General features: G+C 63.3%; 23 protein-coding genes, 1 tRNA gene and 1 pseudogene. 5 read left to right on the top strand and 20 right to left on the bottom strand.

All coding sequences use genetic code 11. The features are described from left to right. Positions 1–3: 3 nt before the first annotated feature. Together miaA and mutL are read right to left on the bottom strand one after the other, a co-directional pair. Complete coding sequence (miaA, locus tag HWX09_RS26165) at positions 4–978, bottom strand: tRNA (adenosine(37)-N6)-dimethylallyltransferase MiaA (RefSeq protein ID WP_027783634.1); 975 nt, start codon at positions 976–978, stop codon at positions 4–6. Then, positions 975–2,969, bottom strand: a complete 1,995-nt coding sequence (gene mutL / locus HWX09_RS26160; RefSeq protein ID WP_027783635.1) for a DNA mismatch repair endonuclease MutL — start codon at positions 2,967–2,969, stop codon at positions 975–977. Before mutL ends, miaA begins: the two co-directional genes overlap by 4 nt. Positions 2,970–3,152: 183 nt before the next feature. Here mutL and HWX09_RS26155 point away from each other — a divergent pair, with 183 nt between their 5' ends. Next, positions 3,153–3,836 carry a DedA family protein gene (locus tag HWX09_RS26155; protein WP_027783636.1) on the top strand — a complete coding sequence of 228 codons (684 nt, stop codon included), beginning with the start codon at positions 3,153–3,155 and terminating at the stop codon, positions 3,834–3,836. Between the two features lie 84 nt (positions 3,837–3,920). On the opposite strand, the gene HWX09_RS26150 is transcribed toward HWX09_RS26155, so the two are convergent. The 5 genes and pseudogenes from HWX09_RS26150 to HWX09_RS26130 form a co-directional block, all read right to left on the bottom strand. Continuing rightward, positions 3,921–4,733 (bottom strand): mechanosensitive ion channel family protein, encoded by an 813-nt coding sequence (locus HWX09_RS26150; protein ID WP_027783637.1) that lies wholly within the window; start codon positions 4,731–4,733, stop codon positions 3,921–3,923. A 189-nt stretch (positions 4,734–4,922) separates the two neighbouring features. After that, positions 4,923–5,084: pseudogene (locus tag HWX09_RS26145) on the bottom strand (mannose-1-phosphate guanylyltransferase/mannose-6-phosphate isomerase); the annotation flags it as partial. A gap of 85 nt (positions 5,085–5,169) precedes the next feature. Beyond that, the gene (cysC, locus tag HWX09_RS26140; protein ID WP_027783638.1) at positions 5,170–5,733 is read right to left on the bottom strand and encodes an adenylyl-sulfate kinase; all 564 of its coding nucleotides are present in this window, start codon (positions 5,731–5,733) and stop codon (positions 5,170–5,172) included. 490 nt (positions 5,734–6,223) lie between these two features. Further along, the gene (locus HWX09_RS26135; protein WP_027783639.1) at positions 6,224–7,057 is read right to left on the bottom strand and encodes a class II glutamine amidotransferase; all 834 of its coding nucleotides are present in this window, start codon (positions 7,055–7,057) and stop codon (positions 6,224–6,226) included. 199 nt (positions 7,058–7,256) lie between these two features. Beyond that, on the bottom strand, positions 7,257–7,586 hold the full coding sequence (locus tag HWX09_RS26130) for a carboxymuconolactone decarboxylase family protein (protein WP_006484989.1): 330 nt from the start codon (positions 7,584–7,586) through the stop codon (positions 7,257–7,259). 129 nt (positions 7,587–7,715) lie between these two features. Between HWX09_RS26130 and HWX09_RS26125 the strand changes: the two genes are divergently transcribed. Together HWX09_RS26125 and yiaA are read left to right on the top strand one after the other, a co-directional pair. Continuing rightward, complete coding sequence (locus HWX09_RS26125) at positions 7,716–8,663, top strand: AraC family transcriptional regulator (RefSeq protein WP_027783640.1); 948 nt, start codon at positions 7,716–7,718, stop codon at positions 8,661–8,663. Between the two features lie 103 nt (positions 8,664–8,766). Next, a complete protein-coding gene (yiaA, locus tag HWX09_RS26120) occupies positions 8,767–9,210 on the top strand; it encodes an inner membrane protein YiaA (protein ID WP_027783641.1) in 444 nt (147 codons plus the stop codon). Positions 9,211–9,304: 94 nt separating this feature from the next. Here yiaA and HWX09_RS33715 read toward each other — a convergent pair whose 3' ends face one another. Next, positions 9,305–9,598 carry a hypothetical protein gene (locus HWX09_RS33715; protein WP_227789551.1) on the bottom strand — a complete coding sequence of 98 codons (294 nt, stop codon included), beginning with the start codon at positions 9,596–9,598 and terminating at the stop codon, positions 9,305–9,307. A 75-nt stretch (positions 9,599–9,673) separates the two neighbouring features. Here HWX09_RS33715 and HWX09_RS26115 point away from each other — a divergent pair, with 75 nt between their 5' ends. Then, a complete protein-coding gene (locus tag HWX09_RS26115) occupies positions 9,674–10,216 on the top strand; it encodes a fatty acid desaturase (protein ID WP_230469121.1) in 543 nt (180 codons plus the stop codon). 128 nt (positions 10,217–10,344) lie between these two features. On the opposite strand, the gene HWX09_RS26110 is transcribed toward HWX09_RS26115, so the two are convergent. The 5 genes from HWX09_RS26110 to HWX09_RS26090 form a co-directional block, all read right to left on the bottom strand. Beyond that, positions 10,345–11,385, bottom strand: coding sequence for a relaxase/mobilization nuclease domain-containing protein (locus HWX09_RS26110; RefSeq protein WP_080681312.1), 1,041 nt, complete (start codon positions 11,383–11,385; stop codon positions 10,345–10,347). Positions 11,386–12,379: 994 nt separating this feature from the next. Next, the gene (locus tag HWX09_RS26105; RefSeq protein WP_027783643.1) at positions 12,380–12,703 is read right to left on the bottom strand and encodes a type II toxin-antitoxin system PemK/MazF family toxin; all 324 of its coding nucleotides are present in this window, start codon (positions 12,701–12,703) and stop codon (positions 12,380–12,382) included. After that, positions 12,700–12,912 (bottom strand): antitoxin MazE family protein, encoded by a 213-nt coding sequence (locus HWX09_RS26100; protein ID WP_080681313.1) that lies wholly within the window; start codon positions 12,910–12,912, stop codon positions 12,700–12,702. Before HWX09_RS26100 ends, HWX09_RS26105 begins: the two co-directional genes overlap by 4 nt. 72 nt (positions 12,913–12,984) lie before the next feature. Continuing rightward, on the bottom strand, positions 12,985–13,446 hold the full coding sequence (locus HWX09_RS26095) for a hypothetical protein (RefSeq protein ID WP_080681314.1): 462 nt from the start codon (positions 13,444–13,446) through the stop codon (positions 12,985–12,987). Between the two features lie 85 nt (positions 13,447–13,531). After that, complete coding sequence (locus HWX09_RS26090) at positions 13,532–13,915, bottom strand: hypothetical protein (protein WP_051421382.1); 384 nt, start codon at positions 13,913–13,915, stop codon at positions 13,532–13,534. Between the two features lie 142 nt (positions 13,916–14,057). Here HWX09_RS26090 and HWX09_RS26085 point away from each other — a divergent pair, with 142 nt between their 5' ends. Continuing rightward, positions 14,058–14,432, top strand: a complete 375-nt coding sequence (locus tag HWX09_RS26085; RefSeq protein ID WP_034185400.1) for a helix-turn-helix transcriptional regulator — start codon at positions 14,058–14,060, stop codon at positions 14,430–14,432. A 304-nt stretch (positions 14,433–14,736) separates the two neighbouring features. On the opposite strand, the gene HWX09_RS26080 is transcribed toward HWX09_RS26085, so the two are convergent. The 7 genes from HWX09_RS26080 to tolQ form a co-directional block, all read right to left on the bottom strand. Beyond that, positions 14,737–14,813 (bottom strand) — tRNA-Lys (locus tag HWX09_RS26080). A gap of 108 nt (positions 14,814–14,921) precedes the next feature. Further along, a complete protein-coding gene (ybgF, locus tag HWX09_RS26075) occupies positions 14,922–15,671 on the bottom strand; it encodes a tol-pal system protein YbgF (RefSeq protein WP_011544679.1) in 750 nt (249 codons plus the stop codon). A 19-nt stretch (positions 15,672–15,690) separates the two neighbouring features. After that, positions 15,691–16,203 (bottom strand): peptidoglycan-associated lipoprotein Pal, encoded by a 513-nt coding sequence (gene pal / locus HWX09_RS26070; protein WP_006484980.1) that lies wholly within the window; start codon positions 16,201–16,203, stop codon positions 15,691–15,693. Between the two features lie 17 nt (positions 16,204–16,220). Continuing rightward, positions 16,221–17,516 (bottom strand): Tol-Pal system beta propeller repeat protein TolB, encoded by a 1,296-nt coding sequence (gene tolB / locus HWX09_RS26065; RefSeq protein WP_027783645.1) that lies wholly within the window; start codon positions 17,514–17,516, stop codon positions 16,221–16,223. 108 nt (positions 17,517–17,624) lie between these two features. Continuing rightward, positions 17,625–18,680, bottom strand: a complete 1,056-nt coding sequence (tolA, locus tag HWX09_RS26060; RefSeq protein WP_027783646.1) for a cell envelope integrity protein TolA — start codon at positions 18,678–18,680, stop codon at positions 17,625–17,627. Then, entirely contained in the window at positions 18,677–19,126 is a 450-nt protein-coding gene (gene tolR, locus HWX09_RS26055) for a protein TolR (RefSeq protein ID WP_006484943.1), read from the bottom strand. The genes tolA and tolR overlap by 4 nt, the downstream gene beginning before the upstream one ends. 10 nt (positions 19,127–19,136) lie before the next feature. Next, positions 19,137–19,814 carry a protein TolQ gene (gene tolQ, locus HWX09_RS26050; protein WP_027783647.1) on the bottom strand — a complete coding sequence of 226 codons (678 nt, stop codon included), beginning with the start codon at positions 19,812–19,814 and terminating at the stop codon, positions 19,137–19,139. Positions 19,815–19,856 lie beyond the last annotated feature (42 nt).

The raw sequence follows: 19,856 nt of genomic DNA, 5'->3' as shown, positions 1-19,856 counted from the left end.
GCGTCAGCCCGGCGTGCGGCCGTCGAGGACGCGTTCGAGCGCGTCGAGGGCGCGGGCCGTCGAATCCGGCGCGATACAGTCGACCACGATCCGCTCCGGCATCGCGCGCAGCCACGTGATCTGGCGCTTGCACAGCTGGCGTGTCGCGAAGATGCCCTTGTCGCGCATCGTCCGGTAGTCGGTATCGCCGTCGAGGAATTCCCACGCCTGCCGGTAGCCGACGCAGCGCATCGACGGCAGATCGGGATGGAGATCGTCGCGGCGCCGCAGTCGTTCGACTTCGTCGATGAAGCCCGCGTCGAGCATCGCGTCGAAGCGCTGCGCGATCCGCGCGTGCAGCACCGCGCGATCCGACGGCTCGAGCGCGACCGGCACGAAGCGGTACGCGGCGGCCGCATCGCCCGTGCGGCGCGGCGCGGCGAGCAGCGCCGACATCGGCTGCCCGCTCAGCATGAAGATTTCCAGCGCACGCTGGATCCGCTGGGAATCGTTCGGCGCGAGCCGCGCGGCCGTGTCGGGATCGACCTGTGCGAGCCGCGCGTGCAGCGCGGGCCAGCCGTCGCGCGCGGCGTCGGCGTCGAGTGTCGCGCGGACCTCCGGGTCGGCGCCCGGCAGATCGTTGAGCCCTTGCGTCAGCGCCTTGTAGTACAGCATCGTGCCGCCCGCCAGCAACGGCGTGCGGCCGCGCGCGACGATCTCGCCGATCAGGCGCAGCGCGTCCGCGCGGAATTCCGCGGCCGAATACGCGTCGGCCGGGTCGATGATGTCGATCAGATGATGCGGCACGCTCGCGCGCTCGTCGCGCGACGGTTTCGCGGTGCCGATATCCATGTCGCGGTAGACGAGCGCCGAATCGACGCTGACGATCTCGATCGGGCGACGCGCGGCGAGCGCCAGCGCCGCGGCCGTCTTGCCGGAAGCGGTGGGGCCGAGCAGGCAGGCGATCGTCGTCGGGCTGGATGGCGAAGAAGCGCTCATTGCCCGCGCATGAAGAGACGGTCGAGATCGTTCAGCGTGAGCTGATACCAGGTCGGCCGGCCGTGATTGCACTGATCCGCGCGCTCGGTCGCCTCCATCTGGCGCAGCAGCGCGTTCATCTCGTCGAGCGTCAGGCGCCGGTTCGCCCGCACCGCGTGATGGCACGCGAGCGTGCCGAGCAGTTCGTGCTGGCGCTCGGTGAGCACGCGCGAGCCGCCGAACGCGTGCAGGTCGGCGAGCACCGCGCGCGCGAGCGACTGCAGGTCCGCATCCTTCAGCAGCGCCGGCACCGCGCGGATCGCGAGCGTCGTCGGCGACAGCACCGCGAGATCGAAGCCGAGCGATTCGAGCGTGTCGCGCTCTTCCTCGACCGTGCCGATCTCGACCGGCGTGGCCGTCATCGAGATCGGCAGCAGCAGCGACTGCACGGCGACCGAGCGATCGGCGAGGGCGTTCTTGAACTGCTCGTACAGGATCCGCTCGTGCGCCGCGTGCATGTCGACGATCACGAGACCGTACGCGTTTTGCGCGAGCACGTAGATGCCGTGGATCTGGCCGAGCGCGAAGCCGAGCGGCTGCTCGTCGTGCGCGCCGGCGGCGAGCGGCGACGCGGCGAAGCCAGGCAGCGTCGCGACCGGTGCATCGGCCGAATCGCGGGCGATGAGCGTCGTGCCGTCCGACGTGCCCGCGCCGCTGTCCTTGCGGCCGAACAGCGCGTCGTAGAGCGCGAGCGGCTGCGCGACGGGCAGCGTGCCCTGCGTCATCCGCGCCTGGCGCATCCACGTGTTGCCCGCCGACGATGAAGAAGACGGCGACGAGAAACCGCTGCCGCCGTTGCCGCCGATCGTGTGGCTCGGGCCCTGGCCGAGCGGCGTATCGAGGAACGATGCCGGCCCGCGCGGCGCCGGTTCGATATGCGCGGCATGGCCGCCCGCGGTGGTTTCCGGCGATGCGCCCGCATGGCGAGCAAGCGCACGCTGCACCGCATGGAACACGTACTGGTGGATCGAGCGCGAATCGCGGAACCGCACTTCGATCTTCGACGGATGCACGTTCACGTCGACGGCCTCGGGCGGCAGGTCGAGGAACAGCACGTACGACGGATAGCGATCGCCGTGCAGCACGTCCTCGTAGGCCGCCCGCACCGCGTGCGTCAGCAGCTTGTCGCGCACGAAGCGGCCGTTCACGAAGAAATACTGCTGGTCGGCGCGCCCGCGGCTCGCGGTCGGCAGGCCGGCGCAACCGTAGACGGCGAGCGGACCGGCCTGCTCGTCGAGCGGCAGGTGCGCGGTCGCGAAGCTGTCGCCGAGGATCTTCGCGACACGCTGCGCGGGCTCGGTCGCATTCCAGTGCTCGACGGCCTTGCCGTTGTGCAGCACCGAGATCGCGACGTCCGGCCGTGCAAGCGCCGCGCGGCGGATCATTTCCAGACAGTGGCCGAATTCCGTCTGCTCGCTCTTCAGGAACTTGCGCCGCGCGGGCGTGTTGAAGTACAGCTCGCGCACCTCGATCGTCGTGCCGGTCGAGCCGGCGGCGGGCGACAGCACGCCAGTCTGCGCATCGATCTTCATCGCGTGCGCGGCATCGGCCGTGCGGCTCGTGATCGACATCTCGGCGACCGACGCGATCGACGCGAGCGCTTCGCCGCGAAAACCCAGCGTCGCGACCGCCTCGAGCTCCTCGAGCGAGCGGATCTTGCTGGTCGCGTGGCGCATCAGCGCGAGCGCCAGTTCGTCGGGCGGAATCCCGCAGCCGTCGTCGGTGATCGAGATGCGCTTGACGCCGCCTTCTTCCAGCACGATGCGCAGCGTCGTCGCGCCGGCGTCCATCGCGTTCTCGAGCAGTTCCTTGACGACCGACGCCGGGCGTTCGACGACCTCGCCGGCGGCGATCTGGCTGATCAGCTGGTCGGGCAGGGGCTGGATCGCGCGCAGCGGGCGCGCGGCGGGGGCGGGTGCGGCGCCCGCGGCCGTTTCGGTGATATCGGACATGGCCGAATTATAGCGAGGCCGCGAACGCGTGCCGGGGCGGGCGGCCGTTACGTTTTTTCACGGAGCCTTAAGGGAGTTTCGGTATCATCACCCAGTTGCACGCGCCGCCTTGGCTGGCGGGCGCCTCGGCCATCTCTGGCCTGTTCCGGCCGTTCCGGCCCTACCGCCTTCGAGGAATCGCATTTGGATACGCTGCTTCATTTCGTCAATCTTGTCCTGCATATCGACGCTTTCCTCGGCGATTTCATCCGGCAGTACGGCGCGTGGGTCTATCTCGTCCTGTTCCTGATCGTGTTCTGCGAGACGGGGCTCGTCGTCTTTCCGTTCCTGCCCGGCGATTCGCTGCTGTTCATCGGCGGCGCGTTCGCGGCGACGGGCGAAATGAACGTCGGCCTGCTGATCGTGCTGCTGCTCGTCGCGGCGATTTCCGGCAACACCGTGAACTACCTGATCGGCCGCTGGGTCGGCCCGAAGGTGTTCAATACGCATATTCCGGTGCTCGAGCGCTTCCTCGATCGCGCCGCGCTGCAGAAGACCCATTCGTTCTACGACAAGCACGGCGGCAAGACGATCGTGCTCGCGCGTTTCATTCCGGTCGTGCGCACGTTCGCGCCGTTCGTCGCGGGCGCGTCGTCGATGAGCGTCGCGCGCTTCCAGTTGTTCAACATGATCGGCGCGCTGGTGTGGGTGCTGCTGCTCGTGCTGCTCGGCTATTTCTTCGGCAACATCCCGTTCATCCGCCAGTACCTGAACGTGATCGTGCTGGTCGGGATCGGCGCGGCGATCGTGCCGGTCGCGCTCGGCGCGGTGTGGAAGCTCGTGCGCGGGCGGCGCTCGGATGAGGCGCCGAAGGCGGGCGGGCGCTGAGCGCGGGCTCGTTGGTTTCGGTGAAGTGAGAAAAGCGTGGCGGGTGCCACGCTTTTTTTTCGTGCGGTTTGGTCGCTGCTGCTGTTACGCGTTGCGATGCGAGATCGGCGTTTCCGGCGTCGGATAACCGGCGTCGCGGAACGTTTCGAGGATCACGCGGTTGGTGTCGCAGTACACCTGCCAGTAGTTCTCCGGCTGAGTCGACGGGCGCACGAACAGCAGCGGGCCTTCCGGCGTGAACTGCAGCACGCCGATGTCCGGTGCCGGCACTTTCAGCACGTTCGGAACCAACTGGATCTGCGCCTTCAGGCGGGTGATCGCATCGACCGCATCGACGCTGTTCGCGATCTTCGCGGTGAGGTCGACGCGGCGGTGCGGCGTCGCGCTGTAGTTCGCGATGTTGTCCGAGAAGATCTTGTTGTTGCCGACGATCGTCACGATGTTGTCGGCGGTGACGATCGTCGTGCCGAACAGGCCGAGCTCCTTCACGGTGCCCGTGACGCCGCCCGCGCTGATCACGTCGCCGATCTTGAACGGGCGCAGCACCTGCATGAACACGCCGGCGGCGAAATGCGCGAGCAGGCCGCCCCAGGCCGTGCCGATCGCGAGGCCAAGGCCGGCGAGCAGCGCGGCGAACGAGGTGGTCTGCACGCCGAAGATCTGCAGGATCGCGAGGATCAGCAGGATCGTCAGCAGTACGCCGACGACGGAGGTCAGGTAGTCGGTGAGCGTCGGGTCGACCTTGCCGCTGCGGCGAACGACCTTGCCGAGCAGGCGGGTACCGATGCGGATTGCCCAGCGGCCGATGAACCACAAGACGACCGCGGCGAGGAGGTTCAGGCCGAAGTCGAGGCCGCGGGTCATCAGGAATTGCTGGGCGGTGGCGAGATCGATCATGCGTTCTCCGAAGTCAAGGGTAAAAGGGCGGCGCATGCACCGGAATGGGAGGCGCTTTTATAACCTGAGCCGGGAGGGGCGGGCAACCGGGCTGACATTGGTTGACGGAATGAAAAACGGGCAGGACGTGGGTGCGTGCTGCCCGTTTGCGGCCCGGCCGGTCGTCGCGCGCGTCGGGTGTCGAGTTGCTTACCGCGCGGCGCGGCCGTAGGTGTCCTCGAAGCGGACGATTTCGTCCTCGCCGAGATACGCGCCCGACTGGACCTCGATCAGCTCGAGCGGAATCTTGCCGGGGTTCGTCAGCCGGTGAGTCGCACCGAGCGGGATGTAGGTCGATTGATTCTCGGTCAGGTCGCATCGCGGTGGCCGACGATGGCGCGGTGCTCGCGGTGAGGGAGGTTCACCACGGGCGGCGGACGACGGACGACGATGGGCATCAGCCGTTCAACGGCAATTTCCGCATGATCGCGTGCACGCATTCCAGCGGGCCTGCTTCGCCCGTGCGCACATGCACGTCGGGCGATACCGGTTTTTCATAGGTCGATTCGATGCCGGTGAACTGCCGAAGGGTCCCTTGCCTTGCCCGCGCGTAGAGCCCTTTGGGGTCGCGCGCTTCCGCCACATCCAGCGCAACGTCGACGAAGACTTCGAAAAACATGCCCTGCGGAAAACGTGCGCGCGCTTTGGCGCGGGCCTCCCGAAACGGCGAGATCAGCGCGACGATGACGACGAGCCCGGCATCCACCATCAGGCGCGCGACCTCGGCCGTCCGACGAATGTTCTCGTGGCGGTCTGCGTCGCTGAATCCAAGGTCCTGATTCAATCCTTCGCGAAGCTGGTCGCCGTCCAGCAGAAAAGTCCGAAGGCCGCGCGCATCGAGTTGTTCCTTCAGAAGATTCGAGAGCGTCGATTTACCGGCACCGGACACACCGGTGAGCCATACCACGAAGGCATGGTCCTGCTTCATGCTGGAAAGCACGGATTGATTGCCCGTCGGCATGACAGGGAGGGAATTGGGGAGATCTTGAGTCATCTCGGATTCGATGTGCCGGTAACTGCGTCGTACTTTATTGATGCGAATTCATTCGTCGCCGAATTGTAACGGTGCTTTTAAAAATTTGTAACTTGAATATTTTGATCAGGAATAAGCGTTCGCCTTCAAGCGGCGCGACGGTGTGCGAACGTCATCTTCCCGGTAATGATTGCCGGTCCGTCGTAATAATTCGAAATAAATGTGCGTTATCGACGGGTTCTCGATCGTGTGTCGATTATCGTCCCCGATTTTGGGTCGGCATGAAATCACACGGGTATTAATTTTTTATTTAGTCAAAACCGAAATGGTCCGTGCGGGGTTGCTTTCTTGGTCCCTTCCAATTGTGTCGGCATTACCGAGTGCCGAGCCTCCTTGAAAGCCGGATCGCCGCGATTGCCTTGTCGCGCTGAAGTATTCGCCATCTGAATGCGCTCGATTTCTTCAGGACTGCGGCATGTCACTTGTGCCGCGGCCCGAACGGCCGCTGCTGCACATCGGCGCCGTGCGCGACGATCGCCATTCCCTCCGGCACTTCCTCCCACGCGCCGCGCAGGTCGACGAGCGGCTCCGACACGACCATGAACGCATCGTCACCGGCTTCGGCGATACGCGGGTTATGCGGATACAGCTCGTGCAGGTGCTTGAACGACGTGCTGTGGAACAGCGAGCGCGATTGCCGTTCGCTCGAGTAACGCACCGCCACGATCCGTTCGCCATCGGTCGCGCAGATCGTCATGTTGAGCGGATCGGCGATGCGGTGCCGCGCGGCGGTTTCCTCCACCACGCCGACCATCCGTTCGAGCGCCGGCAGCGGCGCCTGCTCGAGACCATACGTCAGCGCGAGGCGGAACATCAGCTCGGAGTCGGTCGAGCCTTCGAGCGTCGGGAACAGCGCGGGATCGACCTTCATCGTCAGGTCGCGGCGCAGCTTGTGGAAGTCGCGGATCAGCCCGTTGTGCGCGAACAGCCAGCGGCCGTGGCGGAACGGATGGCAGTTGGTTTCCTGCACGGGCGTGTCGGTCGCCGCGCGAATGTGTGCAACGAACATCCGCGAGCGGATCGCACGCGCGGCTTCGCGCAGGTTGCGGTCGTTCCATGCGGGATGCACGGAGCGATAGCGGAACGGGAGTTCATCGGGATGCCCGTACCAGCCGATGCCGAAGCCGTCGCCATTGGTGGTCGTGGCGCCCAGCTCCGAATGCAGGCTCTGGTCGATCAGCGAATGCTTCGCGCGGAACAGCACCGTTTCCAGGTGGATCGGGTTACCCGTATAGGCGAGCCAGCGGCACATGAAGCGCTCCTTCACGATGTATCGTTCGCGCATGGTAGCCGACTCCGCGACGCTTACGCGTGCAGGCGAATCACCCACCATCGTCGTGCATGGTCGCCGCATATGCGCGATGCGCAACCGCCCGGCCACACGGCCGGGCGCCATGCAACGCAGCAGTTCGGTGCGGTGCGGCACGAGGGCGGTGCCGCACCGTGCCGGTTCAGTCGCCGAGTGCGTCCATCACGCGCGCCGAATAGACGAGCGCCGCGCCCGCATTCAATGCAATCGCGACGCCGAGCGCTTCCGCCACTTCCTCCTTGGTCGCGCCATGTTTGGCCGCTTCGGCCGTATGCACGGCGATACAGCCGTCGCAGCGCGTCGTGACGGCCACCGCGAGCGCGATCAGCTCGCGCGTCTTCGCGTCGAGATGGCCGGTCTTGGCGCCCGCGCCGGACAACGCCTTGTAGCCGGCCAGCGTGTCGGGCGACAACTTGGCGATGTCGCCGATACGTGTCGAGAGTTCCTTCCGGTATTCGTTCCAGTTCAGCATGATGCGTCCTTGTCGAGAAGAGTGAGGAGGGCGGCGGGCGCCGCGATCTCGGGCGATGCAGGGCTATTCTGATCGCTCGCGCTGAGGGTTTCGATACGCTAGAGTGTCAATTTTTAGCGCAATCGTCTCATGGATGCATTGAGTCAACTGCTGTCGCTCGGTCGCAGCCATGTCGAGCTCGACGTGCGCTGCCTGCTCGACGGCCCGTTCGCGATGCCGCACGACCCGCTGCCGCCCGGCGAGGCGGCGTTCCACCTGGTGCTGGCCGGAACGTGCCGGCTGCGTACCGCCGACGGGCGCACGCTGCAGCTCGCCGACGGCGATTTCGTGCTGCTGCCCGCAGGCGGCGCGCACGACCTGCTCGACGCAGCGGGCAGTCGGTCGAAGCCGCTCGTGCCGCTGTTCGATTCGCGTGCCGGCGACGGCGCGGTGCTGCCGGTCAAGTCGAATCTCGCTCCGGCCGAATCGGGCGGCGCGAGCGTGGATCTGCTCTGCGGACGGTTCGTCTATGCGCGCGGCGCGGGTGAACTGCTGATGCGCACGCTGCCGCAGGTGCTGCATGTCGGGTTGCGCGACGCATCGGGCGCCGCGCCGCTGCAACTGCTGACGAGCGTGCTGCGTACGGAGGCGTCGAACGTGCAGCCGGGCGCCGGCGCGATCGTGAACGCGCTCGGGCAGGCGCTGCTCGCGTATGCACTGCGCGCATACGGCCGCGGCGCGCGCGTGCCGTCCGGCTGGCTCGCGCTCGCGGCCGATGCGCGCCTCGGTCCGTCGGTCCAGGCCGTGCTGCAGGCGCCGGCGCAACCGTGGACGGTCGAATCGCTCGGCGCCGCGTCGGCGATGTCGCGCGCGACCTACGCGAGGCATTTCCGCGAGAAGGCCGGGATGAGCGTCGGTGCATTCGTCGCGCGGATCAGGATGATGCATGCGTGCGCGCTGCTGCAGGACACGCAGCGCGGGCAGGCGGAAATCGGGCAGGCGGTCGGTTATCAGTCGGAGGCCGCATTCGGCAAGGCATTTCGCGCGGTACTCGGCACGACGCCGGGGCGCTGGCGGCGCGCGCGGCGCGAAACGTGAGCATGCGAGCACGCCCGCCGTGACGCGCGCCAAAGCTGCTACCATGCGCCAAACGCAGTTCAACGAAAACGATTTCGAACAACAAGAAAGAGAGGGCAAAGCAATGAACCAGACCACCATCCAGCAACCGTCGTTCGCATTCGTGGCCGCGTCGTGGGCCGCGCTGCTCGCCGGTTTCGCGGCATTCCTGATCGGGCTCTGGAACGCCGGGATGCAGCTCAACGAGAAGGGCTACTACTTCACCGTGCTGGTGTTCGGCCTCTATGCGGCGATCTCGCTGCAGAAGAGCGTGCGCGACCGCGCGGAGGACATTCCCGTCACCGGCATCTACTACGGCCTCAGCTGGATTGCGCTGCTGCTGTCGGTCGCGCTGCTGATCGTTGGCCTTTTCAACGCGACGCTTCAATTGAGCGAGAAGGGCTTTTACGCGATGTCGTTCGTGCTCGCGCTGTTCGGCGCCGTGGCCGTTCAGAAGAACACGCGCGACTTGCAGAACGCGAAGCCGCGCTATGCCGACGCCGATTCTTCACCATCCATTCAGGAGTGACGGCGGGTACCTGACCAGGCTGCCTGCTGCGCGACGAGGTTCGCGGCGGCCGCTTTCACCGCTGTTCCGCGGGTCTGCCGTCCTTTCGTTTCGTTCATGCCAGCGTGCATGACGGTGGAGATATTCTGGATGCCGAACTCCAACGAAACCGAACCGTGTACGCGCGGCCGCTCGCTCCCTGGCGGCCGATACGTGCGCTGAAATCGCCGCGCTGGCCGGTCGACCTCGTCCAGATCGGCACGGCAACGCTGGCATGCGACTGGCTGATGATTGCGGCGGCGTTCGAGGTTGCGATCGTGATGCCACTTCGTTCGTGTACGCGCGTGCGGCGATTGTGATCGCGCGCGGCCGGCTTGCGCTTGCTGTCATGATGCACGAAGTCGCGCATGGATTGCCGGAGCGGAACCGGCGCGTCAACGACGTATTCGGGTAACTGCTCTCCGCGGGCCCGCTGTGGTTGTCGGTGCGCACGTCTCGTGCGGGCCATCTGAAGCGCCATCGCGCGCCGACGCAGTCGGACGATCCCGTCGCGCTGCTGTTCGGCATGGACTGCTATCCAGTTACGCGCGAGCAGTTGGCCGGGCCCTTGCTCGCCTATTCGTGCGGGAGCGGCTATGTAACGAGCGTCGTGAAGCTCGCGGAGGGCAAGTTCGCGTATGCCTTGCCGACGGTCGAGAAATCGTGCGCGTATACGGCGTGGCAGATCGCATCGATGCCGGCCGGCAACGGCTTGCTGTTCGGCGCGCTCGCATTTGCCGGACATCCGCTGCTGTATGTTGTGTTGTGGATCGTGCCGCCCATCAAGCGGCTGCCGCTTGCCGGGCAGGCGCGCGCGATCTTCGAGCACGCGGGGTTGCGGGCTGGTAAGGACCCGATCCACAACGCGCGCACGATCGTTCGGCGTTCATGGCAGGTGTTTCTATTCGGTCCGAGTGCGATTCATTTTCATATCGAACATCACCTGCCGCGCGGATGCCATTTCATAGCTTGTCGTTCGATCTGGTGAGCAGATCTTTGAGAGTCGGATGCGAAAGTAATTTCACGCAGACGACATATCGGTGAATGATAGGCACACGGTCGTGCTTAGCATCTATGCCAACTTGGATTCAGTCGTCGAGACCGGAAAGACATTGATCAGCGATCCAACTCGATGGACGGGTTGCAGCTTTGATCCAGTTGCGGTTCCGGATTAGATCCCACACGATGACTATTGTGCGAATTTTCAGGCCGTAACCTCACGAGACCATGTTGCGGTATCGGATTGGGACTCAATGTTCGTATTGGCATCTGCCCCACAAAATCTGCGATATCCATTGCCATTGTGCGATCTTCTGATGCATCGGAGTGTGCCAATGCTTGTGCGATCTCGTGCCAAGCGATAAGGACTGCTGAATACATATTCCATAAGATTTTTTGGGCCTCGTCATTCGACACTGGAGGGGGAAATCGCAGAGGAATTCCTTGTCGCGCCATCCAGACAGCTCCGTGTTTCGGAAAGCGCTGAATCTGACCGCGAGCCATCCTCGGCGTAGCGTTCGCGTCGACGCCGTATTCTCGCAGTCGTCGCGCAAATGCTTCTCGCCAATCGTGTAAGTCTTGATTGCGTGGATTGAGTCTCCGGCCGTCCGGACCACGTATGTGGACACTCAGATGTACATGGGGATGCGCTTCGTCATCGTGTTCAGCGAAGACATAAGGGCGGCCATCACCAAAGATTTCATGAGCAAATGCCCTCGCTGCATCTCGTACTGCTTGGCGATTGGTGCCAGGCGGCATGGACAGCAGCACATTAAGGGTCTCTCTGCGTTTGCTATCTTGGGGAATTCCCCAGCCACTCAAGTGCCATTGTTCAAGTAGGTCATTCAACTCCAATGTACCGGCAATCACGTGTCCATCCTGGTCCTCTAGCGCGACATTTCCGTTGCGCGAAATGTATTGAAGATGGCGACGAACAGCCCCCATCCCCTGCGCACCTGTTGCTTTATTGCTAATCTTAACTATCACCTCAGGCGCGCGTCGAAGCGTCAAACCCAGCTTCTCGCGCAAAAGAGATGCATGCTGATGCAATATTCCGCGTGCAAGGTGCGGTGCGCTGACATGCCTCAGCGGTTCACGAAATAGTCGATCGCCCCAGTTCACCAAAAGCGCGTCGACGTAAATTTTGGCGAATGGCATTTCAGCGGCTCCATCGATCGAGGTTACTTCGTAGGAGCGTCGTTACAGTGCGCAGGTGTGTGTCGATCAAGGCGCGGGTGTGCTCCCAATCGAAGCCTTCCGGGAGCTCGCTACAGTTTGGCCCCCTTGCGAGTTCACCGAGCAACGTCCGAATCGTCGCTAGTTGTCGATTCGACTCCGCGAGAAGTGTCATTTCTCGGTTCCCAAGCTGTGGTTCGCGCGTAAGCTGCGCTCGAACCAGAGCGACGATCCACCTATTAGCGGTGAAGCCGTTCACATAGGCGACGCCTCTGACGCCGTCGAGTTCGGCCTGAGTGAGTCCGATTTGGATTCGCACGCATGGTCCGCTGCGGGCCGGCAGTGATTGTGGCAAGTTCGGACGATCCGCTGCAACTGCAACAGCTTCAACCACTAACTTTCGCAGCGCTTCGCTCGGCGTCACACCTCGTTGTGTGCACCACGACTTCCATTTTGACTTTAGTGCCCCTAAGTCGACACTCAGTCGGGACCGGGGTTGCCCATTTGTTTGTCGTCGTACGCTCATCGTCATTGATGGACCTCCGCTTTTCGTAAAGTCTGATACTTCGCCGTGACGCGAGTACAGGGTGCTACGTTCGAGCTTTCCTTTCTCGAATGGCATCGTCTCTAGTTTCGCCGTGTCGGTGCAACTAAAAGCAGTCTCGACGGCAGCAACCGACAGTTAAGTCGAAGCGCCAAAGTTAGCGGCGCAACAAATATGGCATCCTTAATAATTAGGCCGTGCGTGTACAGCAGGTTGGGGCGGAGCTATAGGTTGCAATCTAAGCCGGCGTCGAGAATGCGGCAACTCCCTAGGTAAGGGGGTGACTGGCGTTCGCATTCTTGTCATACTAATCAGTTGCGCGCCGTAAAAATGGGTGTCGAATGCTGTTGGTGGATACGGGCGGCTCTTGCGTGCCAGTGGAAAGCAACGTTAGCGTTGTCCCGGATTTTAGTCTCTGCCGGGGCAGCTCTATTACGCTAGCCCCAGGAAGACAAGAAGTGAGCGGTTTACAGTGACCATCGCCTCGTCTTCCAGCCGGCCGATGGTCTGGCCGATCTTCTCGCGCCGTACTGTAAACATTTTGTCGACGGCGACCTGCGACAGCGCGCGTAAGCCGTTCAGTTTTGACGGGGCTATAGTTATGCGGATCAAGGGAGCGTCAACAATTTCGCTCGACATGAGTAGCAACGCGACACTCGGGTGATCGGCGAACAGATCGGTCTGTACCACGAGCGCTGGGCGCGCCTTGCCAAAGTCACCCTGGAGTGCGACGGTAACGATGCTTCCGCGTTTCACAGTGGGATGCCGACATCGGCGGCTTGTTCGATGAAGTCGAGCAGGTCGTCTTCGTGAAGGCTCTCGCGAATTACGCTGGACTGTCGTACACATTCGCTTGCAAAGGCTGGGTGCCGGGTATCAGGTACCCAGATTTGGACCGGCCTTAGTCCGGCCGCACGCAGGTTTTCCCGATAGATCCGAACCCGCTCAGAAGTCGTCGTTGCCATCATAATCTCCTGTTACATGTAACGAGTATAGCGTGTTACATGTAACGATTCAATCCAACGCCATATTTGGGGTCAGAATTTTTGTGCTTCAGGCGACTCAATTGAGACGCACATAAGCGGCGCGCCGTGTGTGGGAGAGTCGGGGGCTTCGATGCGAAGAATGAAATCGAAGTATCGATTCGACAGTTTCGCCAGTTGCTCTTGTACGGCCCCCAACTGAATGAGGCATTGGGCATCCCAGTTCATTCCTACGACAAGTTCGCCCGCTGTGCCATTCCACTCGCTAAGAAGAATGGCGGCAACTCGCGCATTTTCTTCGGCGAACCGCTCGATGCGCTGCTCGATATAGCGCACATCGTCGCGCATGAGCGTTCCCGTCACGCGCAGAGAAACGGTATGGGCTACCTTGTCGTGTTTCAGATGTACCGTTGCGATTCCCGCCAGATGTCGTGACACACGATCGAGTTGCTCTTGTTCCAGATCGTCGTGAACCGACAAAGCTCCTGACAAAACATAATCTGCAGGTTCGAGCATCGCAATTCTCCTATGACTCAATCCACAAAATGTTCACTGCGGTGAACTTCGCTATGCGGGCGCGCTACCTATAACGGGAGCCTCGCTAAAACCCGCAAGTTCCGATGCGGTACTGCTTCTGGATGCTTCTGGTCGTTGGCCAAGTCGTGATGGCCAGTTCGGTGAGCGATTTGATGTGCTCAGGCGGTCCAAGAAGAACGATCGACGCTTCTCCATAGCGGCCGCGTCCGAAGGCCGCTCCGCTTCGAGCCCATTTCTGGGAGAATTCTTTCAAGGTGTCCTCGATCGCTTCAACTTCGTCATCGCCCAGCGCCCCGCGGATCCGGATGAGGAGGGATCGAGTAATGGCGTCCACCGCGAAGTGGATGCTCGCGGGGGGCGCAATGCAGCGAGCGAAGTTCCTGGCGTGGATATGGCGAAATCCGTTCAGGACGGGTAAGGCACCAGAAATTTCATAAGTGAACGACATAACAACACCTCACACATTGCGATTCGCGGTGAGCTGAGTGGCTATGCAGCACCGCTGTGCTGCGGGTCACATGTATCAAATAGATACCTTTATGGTTGATTGTAGATTCATATGATAGTTTGTCAAGGGGAAAATATATCAAATGAATGATTTCGAGACCCGCCTGAGAAGTGAGCGATTGCGTTTAGGGTTGAGCCAGGTCGAGTTCGCGACTGCCGGCGGTGTTCAGAAGCACGCACAGTTCCAATATGAGAAGGGGATGAGGCGACCTAACTCGGACTACCTGAGCGCAATTGCCGCCGCCGGCGTCGATTTACACTATTTGTTGACTGGCGAGATCGCGTCTCGCGTAGCTGGTGAGGATGAGCGGAGGGTGCTTTCCGGATATAGGGCATTGGATGTGCGACAGCGCGCGGCAGTCGTAGCCCTAATCGAAGCACTCATTGATCCGACGGCTCCTCAGTTGAAGGAGCAGCAGCCCTCCCAGTCCGAGGGGGATGTCGATCCACTTGGATGATTGAGGGATACAAAACGGGTGCACGTAGATCCGCGCGCAGTGTGCGCCCGGCCTGGCGCAGCGGATAGTCAGTCGCTGGTTGAATGTCTCGAGGACGGGGAGCTACAAGAGCGTGGCCACGATGGGGCGGGTATTCGTGGCCGCATCGGTCTGCGGTGCGTAGTCGACCGACGAGCCGGTAAGGGCGCCGGCTGCTTTCATGCGCGATCGGCAAGATCACGGCGAAATCCCGAACTCGGCACAGAAAGCGATAGGCGCAAAAAAGCCTCCGCGAGGGAGGCATTTTTGCACTATCGAAGATAGTTGGTAGGGTGGGAGGGACTCGAACCCTCGACTCTCTGATTAAAAGTCAGATACTCTAACCAACTGAGTTACCACCCCACGTTCTTGAAACCTGTCGGATCGTTGCTTCAACAACTTGTGCAACGACCTGAAGAGCAAAAGATTATAGCGACGGGTTGCTAGGCTGTCAACAACCCGTCACGATAATTATTTGATCGTTTCAAGCTTGCCCTGCGCCGTCTGCGCCGCGTTCGACCCGGCGTACTGCGACACGACCTGCTCGAACGTTTTCTTCGCGGCCGCCTTCTGGCCTTGCTCGAGCTGGTTCGTGCCGATCGCCACGAGGGCGTCGGCCGCGCGCGGGTGCTGGGGGAACTTGCTGACGATCCCTTGCCACGTCGCGGTCGAACCGCGGTAGTCGCGCAGCGCGTATTGCGCGTTGCCGTACCAGTACTGCGCGGTCGGCTGATAGGGGCTCTGCGGATACTTCGCGATGAACGCACGGAACGAAGCCGCCGCCGCCTTGAAGTTGCCGTTGCGGAACTGCTGCTGCGCCGCGCTGAGCGCATCCGTTTCACCCGGCTGCACGGTGCCTTCGACACCATCGATCGTCGCCTGCTGCGGCTCGAACTTCTTGAGCCGCGTGTCGAGATCCTGGTAGTACTCCTTCTGCTGCCGCTCGAGCGTCGTCAGCCGGTTCGTCAGATCCTCGTTCTCGCCGCGCAGCGTCGCGACCTGCTGATTCAGCTGGTCGATACGGCCGGATTGATCGAGGATCGTACGCTGGGCGGCCGACAACTGACTCGACAGGTTGTCGCTCTTGCTGCGCAGATCGAGCACGGCACGGCGCGCTTCGTTGTCGTCGAACATGCCGGCGTGCGCCGGCGCGGCCGACCACGCCGCGCCCGCGACGCAGAACGCTGCGGCAACGCGCAGCCAGGTTAAACGATGCGTCATACGGCGATTCTTCCGTTACTTACTGTTGGTAGACGAGGTCGGCGCGACGGTTCTGCGCCCACGATGCTTCGTCGTGACCCGTTGCTTGCGGCTTTTCCTTGCCGAGGCTCACGGCTTCCATTTGCGAATCGTTCACGCCGAGCAGTGCCATCGCACGGCGGACGGCTTCCGCACGCTTCTGGCCCAGCGCGAGGTTGTACTCGCTCGTGCCGCGTTCGTCGGTGTTGCCCTGGATCAGCACGTGGCGCTGCGGGTGGCTCTTCAGATACTGCGCGTGCTGCTGCATCAGCGGCTGGTACTCGTCCTTCACCGAATAGCTGTCGAAGTCGAAGTAGATGCTGCGCTTCGCGAGCGGGCTGTTCGGGTCGTTCAGCGGATCGACGTTCACTTGCGCGACGTTGTCGGCGCTCGGCTGCGTGCTGACTGCGCCCGCGTTGTTTGCCTTGTCGTCGAGCTTCACGCCCGACTTGCACGCTGCGAGCGCGCTGATCATCATCACGGCCAGGGCCAGACGAGCTTTATTCGACATCATGGTTACTCTCCTTGTGGTCATTGCATGAAGGGCCCCCACGACGGCTCGCGAACGGAGCCGCCCTGGACGGACAGGATCTGCGGCGGCGCGCTGCCGTCGGAGGGCACTGCAGCCAGAACATTGCGACCACCCGACTGGGTAGCGTACAGAAGGTACTGGCCGTTTGCCGCGAAGCTCGGCGATTCGTCGCGATTGGTATTCGTGATGGCGTTCGCCGCGCCGGTCTGCAGATCCTGAACGTACAGCTTGAAGCCCCCGCCCGTGCGGGAGATGTAAGCGAGCAGCTTGCCGTCCGGGCTCACGCGCGGGCTCGTGTTGTAGCTGCCGGTGAAGGTCACGCGCTGCGCGGCACCGGCGCCTTCACCCTGTGCGGGCATCCGGTAGATTTGCGGCGCGCCGCCGCGGTCGCTCGTGAAGTAGATCCAGCGGCCGTCCGGCGAGTAGTACGGCTCGGTGTCGATCGAGCTGCTCTGCGTGAGACGGCGCAGGCCGCCGCCGTTCGCGTTGACCGTATAGATTTGCGTGTTGCCCGTCAGCGACAGCGCGACCGCAAGCGTGTTGCTGTCCGGCGACCACGCCGGTGCGCTGTTGTTGCCCTTCTGGTCGGAGACCATGTAGCGTTTGCCGGTCGGCAGATCATGGATGTAGACGATCGGCTTCTTGCGCTCGAACGACACGTACGCGACCTTCGTGCCGCTCGGCGACCAGGCCGGCGAGATGATCGGTTCGGTACTCGACAGCGCGATGCGCGCGTTCTGGCCGTCCGAATCCGAAATCTGCAGCTGGTAGCGGTTGCCGGTCTTGATCACGTACGACAGGCGCGTGGCGAACACGCCGCGCACGCCGAGCAGCTTCTGGTAGATGTAGTCGGCGATCTTGTGGCCGGCCGTGCGCAGCGTGGTGTCGGTGGCCGTCAGCGACAGGCCGCCGAGGCTTTGCTGCTTCACGGTGTCGTACAGAATGAAGTTGACCTTGTACTGGCCGTTTGCCTCGCGGTTCACGCTGCCGGCGACGAACGCATTCGCGCCCTTGGCCTTCCACGCGCCGAGATCGACCGATGCGGTCTCGGGCACGGGCGTGCTGCCGGCGTCGATGTTGGTGAATTTGCCGCTGCGGGCGAGGTCGGCGCGAACGATCGACGTGACCTGCTGCGGCAGGTTCGCCTCGTTCGTGAAATTCGCGGTGGCAATGGGGAACTGGGTCGACCCGACACCGGTGATCAGCACGTTGACCTGGGCGTTAGCCGCGCTGCCGGCCGTAATCAGACACGAGGCCACGAGTGCCCTGAAACCTAGCTTTGTCATCAAACTCATGCTTCTTGCTTCCCGTATGGCTTGGATCGCTGCGCAACGGCAGAGACAGTAAAAATACCCGATTCGTTCCCATCTGACAGCGAGCCCGGAGTGTAAGCGCATTTCGTTTCACTCCGCCGCCTTGAAGGTAATCGTAATGTCAGACGGGGTACGGCCGTTAGAATCGGGCGGCAACGGGACCGATGCGTGGATCGCATTGACCACGGCTTGATCCCACCCCGAATTCCCGCTCGAGCGGGAGACCGATGCGCTCAATACGTCACCGGATGGCGTGCACCGAATCTTGACGACGGTGGTCAGGCCTGCCCGCTCGCCGCCCCAAACGATGTTCGGCTTGACGCGGCGGCGTACCTTGTCGGCATAGCCGGGCGTGGCGGCATTGCCGCCGGAGCCCGTGCCCGTGCCGCTTTTCGCGAGGCCTTCGCCGCCGCCTTCACCGGCGCCGGACAGCCCCTGCATCTGGGCGAGGCGCGCATTGCGCTCGCGGTCGAGCTTTGCATTCGCCGCCGCATTGGCCTTCGCGCGCGCCGCGGCTTCGGCCTTCGCCTTGGCCTGCGCTTCCGCCTTTGCCTTCGCGGCTGCGTCGGCTTTCGCCTTCGCCGCCTGCTGCGCTTCGAGCTGAGCCTGCTTTTGCTGCTGGAGTTTCTGCTGTTCGAGCTTCTGCTGCTCGGCGAGCTGCTGTTGCCTGAGCTTGTCGGCCTGCTTCTGTTTGTCGCGTTCCGCGGCCCTCTGGGCGGCGAGCGCGGCGGCCTGTTGCGCGGCGAGCTGCGCGCGGCGGGCTTCCTCTTCCTGCTGGGCCTTCAGTTGCTGCACGCGGCGCTGCTGCTCGAGCTGCGCTTCGCGCGCGGCCGCTTCCTGCTGCCGCTTCTTCTGCTGCAGCGCGATGTCGGCCTGTTCGTCGCGCACCGGGGGCGGGGGCGGCGCGACCTTCGCGGGCGGCGTGGGCGTGACGACGGGCCGCGGCGTGGGGACGTCGGGCACTTCGGTCCACAGCTCGGCTTCGGCGCCGGCCGGCGTGCTGTTCTGCCACTGCACGCCGTGATAGAGGAACAGCGCGAGCAGCACGTGCATCAGCGCGGCGAGCGCGAACGCGCGCCACGTCCCGCGCTCGCGGGGCGGCTGGAGCGGGTACGCGGATCCGCGCGTGGATTGCTGCCGGTTCATTGCGATTTGACGAGGAGGCCGACGCGCTTGACGCCGCGCGCCTTCAGATCGGACATCACGGTCATGACAGCATCGTACTGCACGGTCTTGTCGGCTGCGATCACGACCGGCTGGTCAGGGTGATCGGCCTGCCGGGCCGAGATGAAGCTGTCGAGCTCGGCCTTCGTCATCGTGTCTTCCTGGGTCGCGCCCGAGTCGCCCTTGTACTTGACGCTCATCGTGCGATCGGCCTTGATGTTGACGACGACGGGCGGCGTCTGCTCCTGCGGCGCGGCGTTGCCGACGGTCGGCAGGTTGATGATCGACGGGGCGACGAGCGGTGCGGTGACCATGAAGATCACGAGCAGCACCAGCATCACGTCGATGTACGGCACGACGTTGATGTCGGCCATTGCGCGGCGCGAGCGGCCGCCGCGCATGCTGGATCGGATGGGGCTTCCTGCCATGGCGCGCTCCTTACTGGGCCTGACGCTGCAGGATGTTCGAGAACTCTTCGATGAAGGTCTCGAAGCGGATCGCGAGGCGGTCGATGTCGTGCGCGTAGCGGTTGTACGCGACCACCGCCGGAATCGCGGCGAACAGGCCGATCGCGGTGGCGACGAGCGCTTCGGCGATGCCCGGCGCGACGTTCGCGAGCGTCGCCTGCTGGACGTTCGCGAGGCCGCGGAACGAGTTCATGATCCCCCAGACCGTGCCGAACAGACCGATGTACGGGCTGACCGAGCCGACCGACGCGAGAAACGCGAGGTTGGCTTCGAGCACGTCCATTTCACGCTGGAACGACGCGCGCATCGCGCGGCGCGCACCGTCGAGCACGAGGCCCGGATCGCTGAGGCGTTTTTCCTTTGCCTTGAGGAATTCGCGCATCCCCGATTCGAAGATCCGCTCGAGTGCGCCGATCGTATGGCGGTTGTTGGCTGCGCTCTGGTACAGCGCCTGCAGGTCGCCGCCCGACCAGAAATCCTTCTCGAAGCGTTCGGTCTGCGCGCGCGCGCGGCGGATCGCGAACCACTTGCGGAAAATGAAGGTCCACGACATCAGCGACAGCAGCAGCAGCAGCCCCATCACGGCCTGGGCCAGCACGCTCGCGTTGAGAACGAGGGAAATGATCGACAGGTCTTGAGCAGTATTCATAGAGGTTTGAGTAGCGTCCCTTCGGGAGTGCCCGGCAAGGGC

Origin of the sequence: Burkholderia sp. BCC1208 (genome assembly GCF_902833095.1) — a bacterium.
Classification (GTDB): domain Bacteria; phylum Pseudomonadota; class Gammaproteobacteria; order Burkholderiales; family Burkholderiaceae; genus Burkholderia.
Note: the sequence above shows the minus strand (reverse complement) of the source record. Positions and strands in the feature narration are given on the sequence as shown.

Bases quoted from the DNA above. Each gene is read 5' to 3' on its own strand.
- miaA (WP_027783634.1), bottom strand. From the start codon at position 978: ATGAGCGCTTCTTCGCCATCCAGCCCGACGACGATCGCCTGCCTGCTC.
- mutL (WP_027783635.1), bottom strand. From the start codon at position 2,969: ATGTCCGATATCACCGAAACGGCCGCGGGCGCCGCACCCGCCCCCGCC.
- HWX09_RS26150 (WP_027783637.1), bottom strand. From the start codon at position 4,733: ATGATCGATCTCGCCACCGCCCAGCAATTCCTGATGACCCGCGGCCTC.
- cysC (WP_027783638.1), bottom strand. From the start codon at position 5,733: ATGCCGACGGGCAATCAATCCGTGCTTTCCAGCATGAAGCAGGACCAT.
- HWX09_RS26135 (WP_027783639.1), bottom strand. From the start codon at position 7,057: ATGTGCCGCTGGCTCGCCTATACGGGTAACCCGATCCACCTGGAAACG.
- HWX09_RS26130 (WP_006484989.1), bottom strand. From the start codon at position 7,586: ATGCTGAACTGGAACGAATACCGGAAGGAACTCTCGACACGTATCGGC.
- HWX09_RS26125 (WP_027783640.1), top strand. From the start codon at position 7,716: ATGGATGCATTGAGTCAACTGCTGTCGCTCGGTCGCAGCCATGTCGAG.
- yiaA (WP_027783641.1), top strand. From the start codon at position 8,767: ATGAACCAGACCACCATCCAGCAACCGTCGTTCGCATTCGTGGCCGCG.
- HWX09_RS33715 (WP_227789551.1), bottom strand. From the start codon at position 9,598: ATGCGCGACTTCGTGCATCATGACAGCAAGCGCAAGCCGGCCGCGCGC.
- HWX09_RS26110 (WP_080681312.1), bottom strand. From the start codon at position 11,385: ATGCCATTCGCCAAAATTTACGTCGACGCGCTTTTGGTGAACTGGGGC.
- HWX09_RS26100 (WP_080681313.1), bottom strand. From the start codon at position 12,912: ATGGCAACGACGACTTCTGAGCGGGTTCGGATCTATCGGGAAAACCTG.
- HWX09_RS26095 (WP_080681314.1), bottom strand. From the start codon at position 13,446: ATGCTCGAACCTGCAGATTATGTTTTGTCAGGAGCTTTGTCGGTTCAC.
- HWX09_RS26090 (WP_051421382.1), bottom strand. From the start codon at position 13,915: ATGTCGTTCACTTATGAAATTTCTGGTGCCTTACCCGTCCTGAACGGA.
- HWX09_RS26085 (WP_034185400.1), top strand. From the start codon at position 14,058: ATGAATGATTTCGAGACCCGCCTGAGAAGTGAGCGATTGCGTTTAGGG.
- ybgF (WP_011544679.1), bottom strand. From the start codon at position 15,671: ATGACGCATCGTTTAACCTGGCTGCGCGTTGCCGCAGCGTTCTGCGTC.
- pal (WP_006484980.1), bottom strand. From the start codon at position 16,203: ATGATGTCGAATAAAGCTCGTCTGGCCCTGGCCGTGATGATGATCAGC.
- tolB (WP_027783645.1), bottom strand. From the start codon at position 17,516: ATGAGTTTGATGACAAAGCTAGGTTTCAGGGCACTCGTGGCCTCGTGT.
- tolA (WP_027783646.1), bottom strand. From the start codon at position 18,680: ATGAACCGGCAGCAATCCACGCGCGGATCCGCGTACCCGCTCCAGCCG.
- tolR (WP_006484943.1), bottom strand. From the start codon at position 19,126: ATGGCAGGAAGCCCCATCCGATCCAGCATGCGCGGCGGCCGCTCGCGC.
- tolQ (WP_027783647.1), bottom strand. From the start codon at position 19,814: ATGAATACTGCTCAAGACCTGTCGATCATTTCCCTCGTTCTCAACGCG.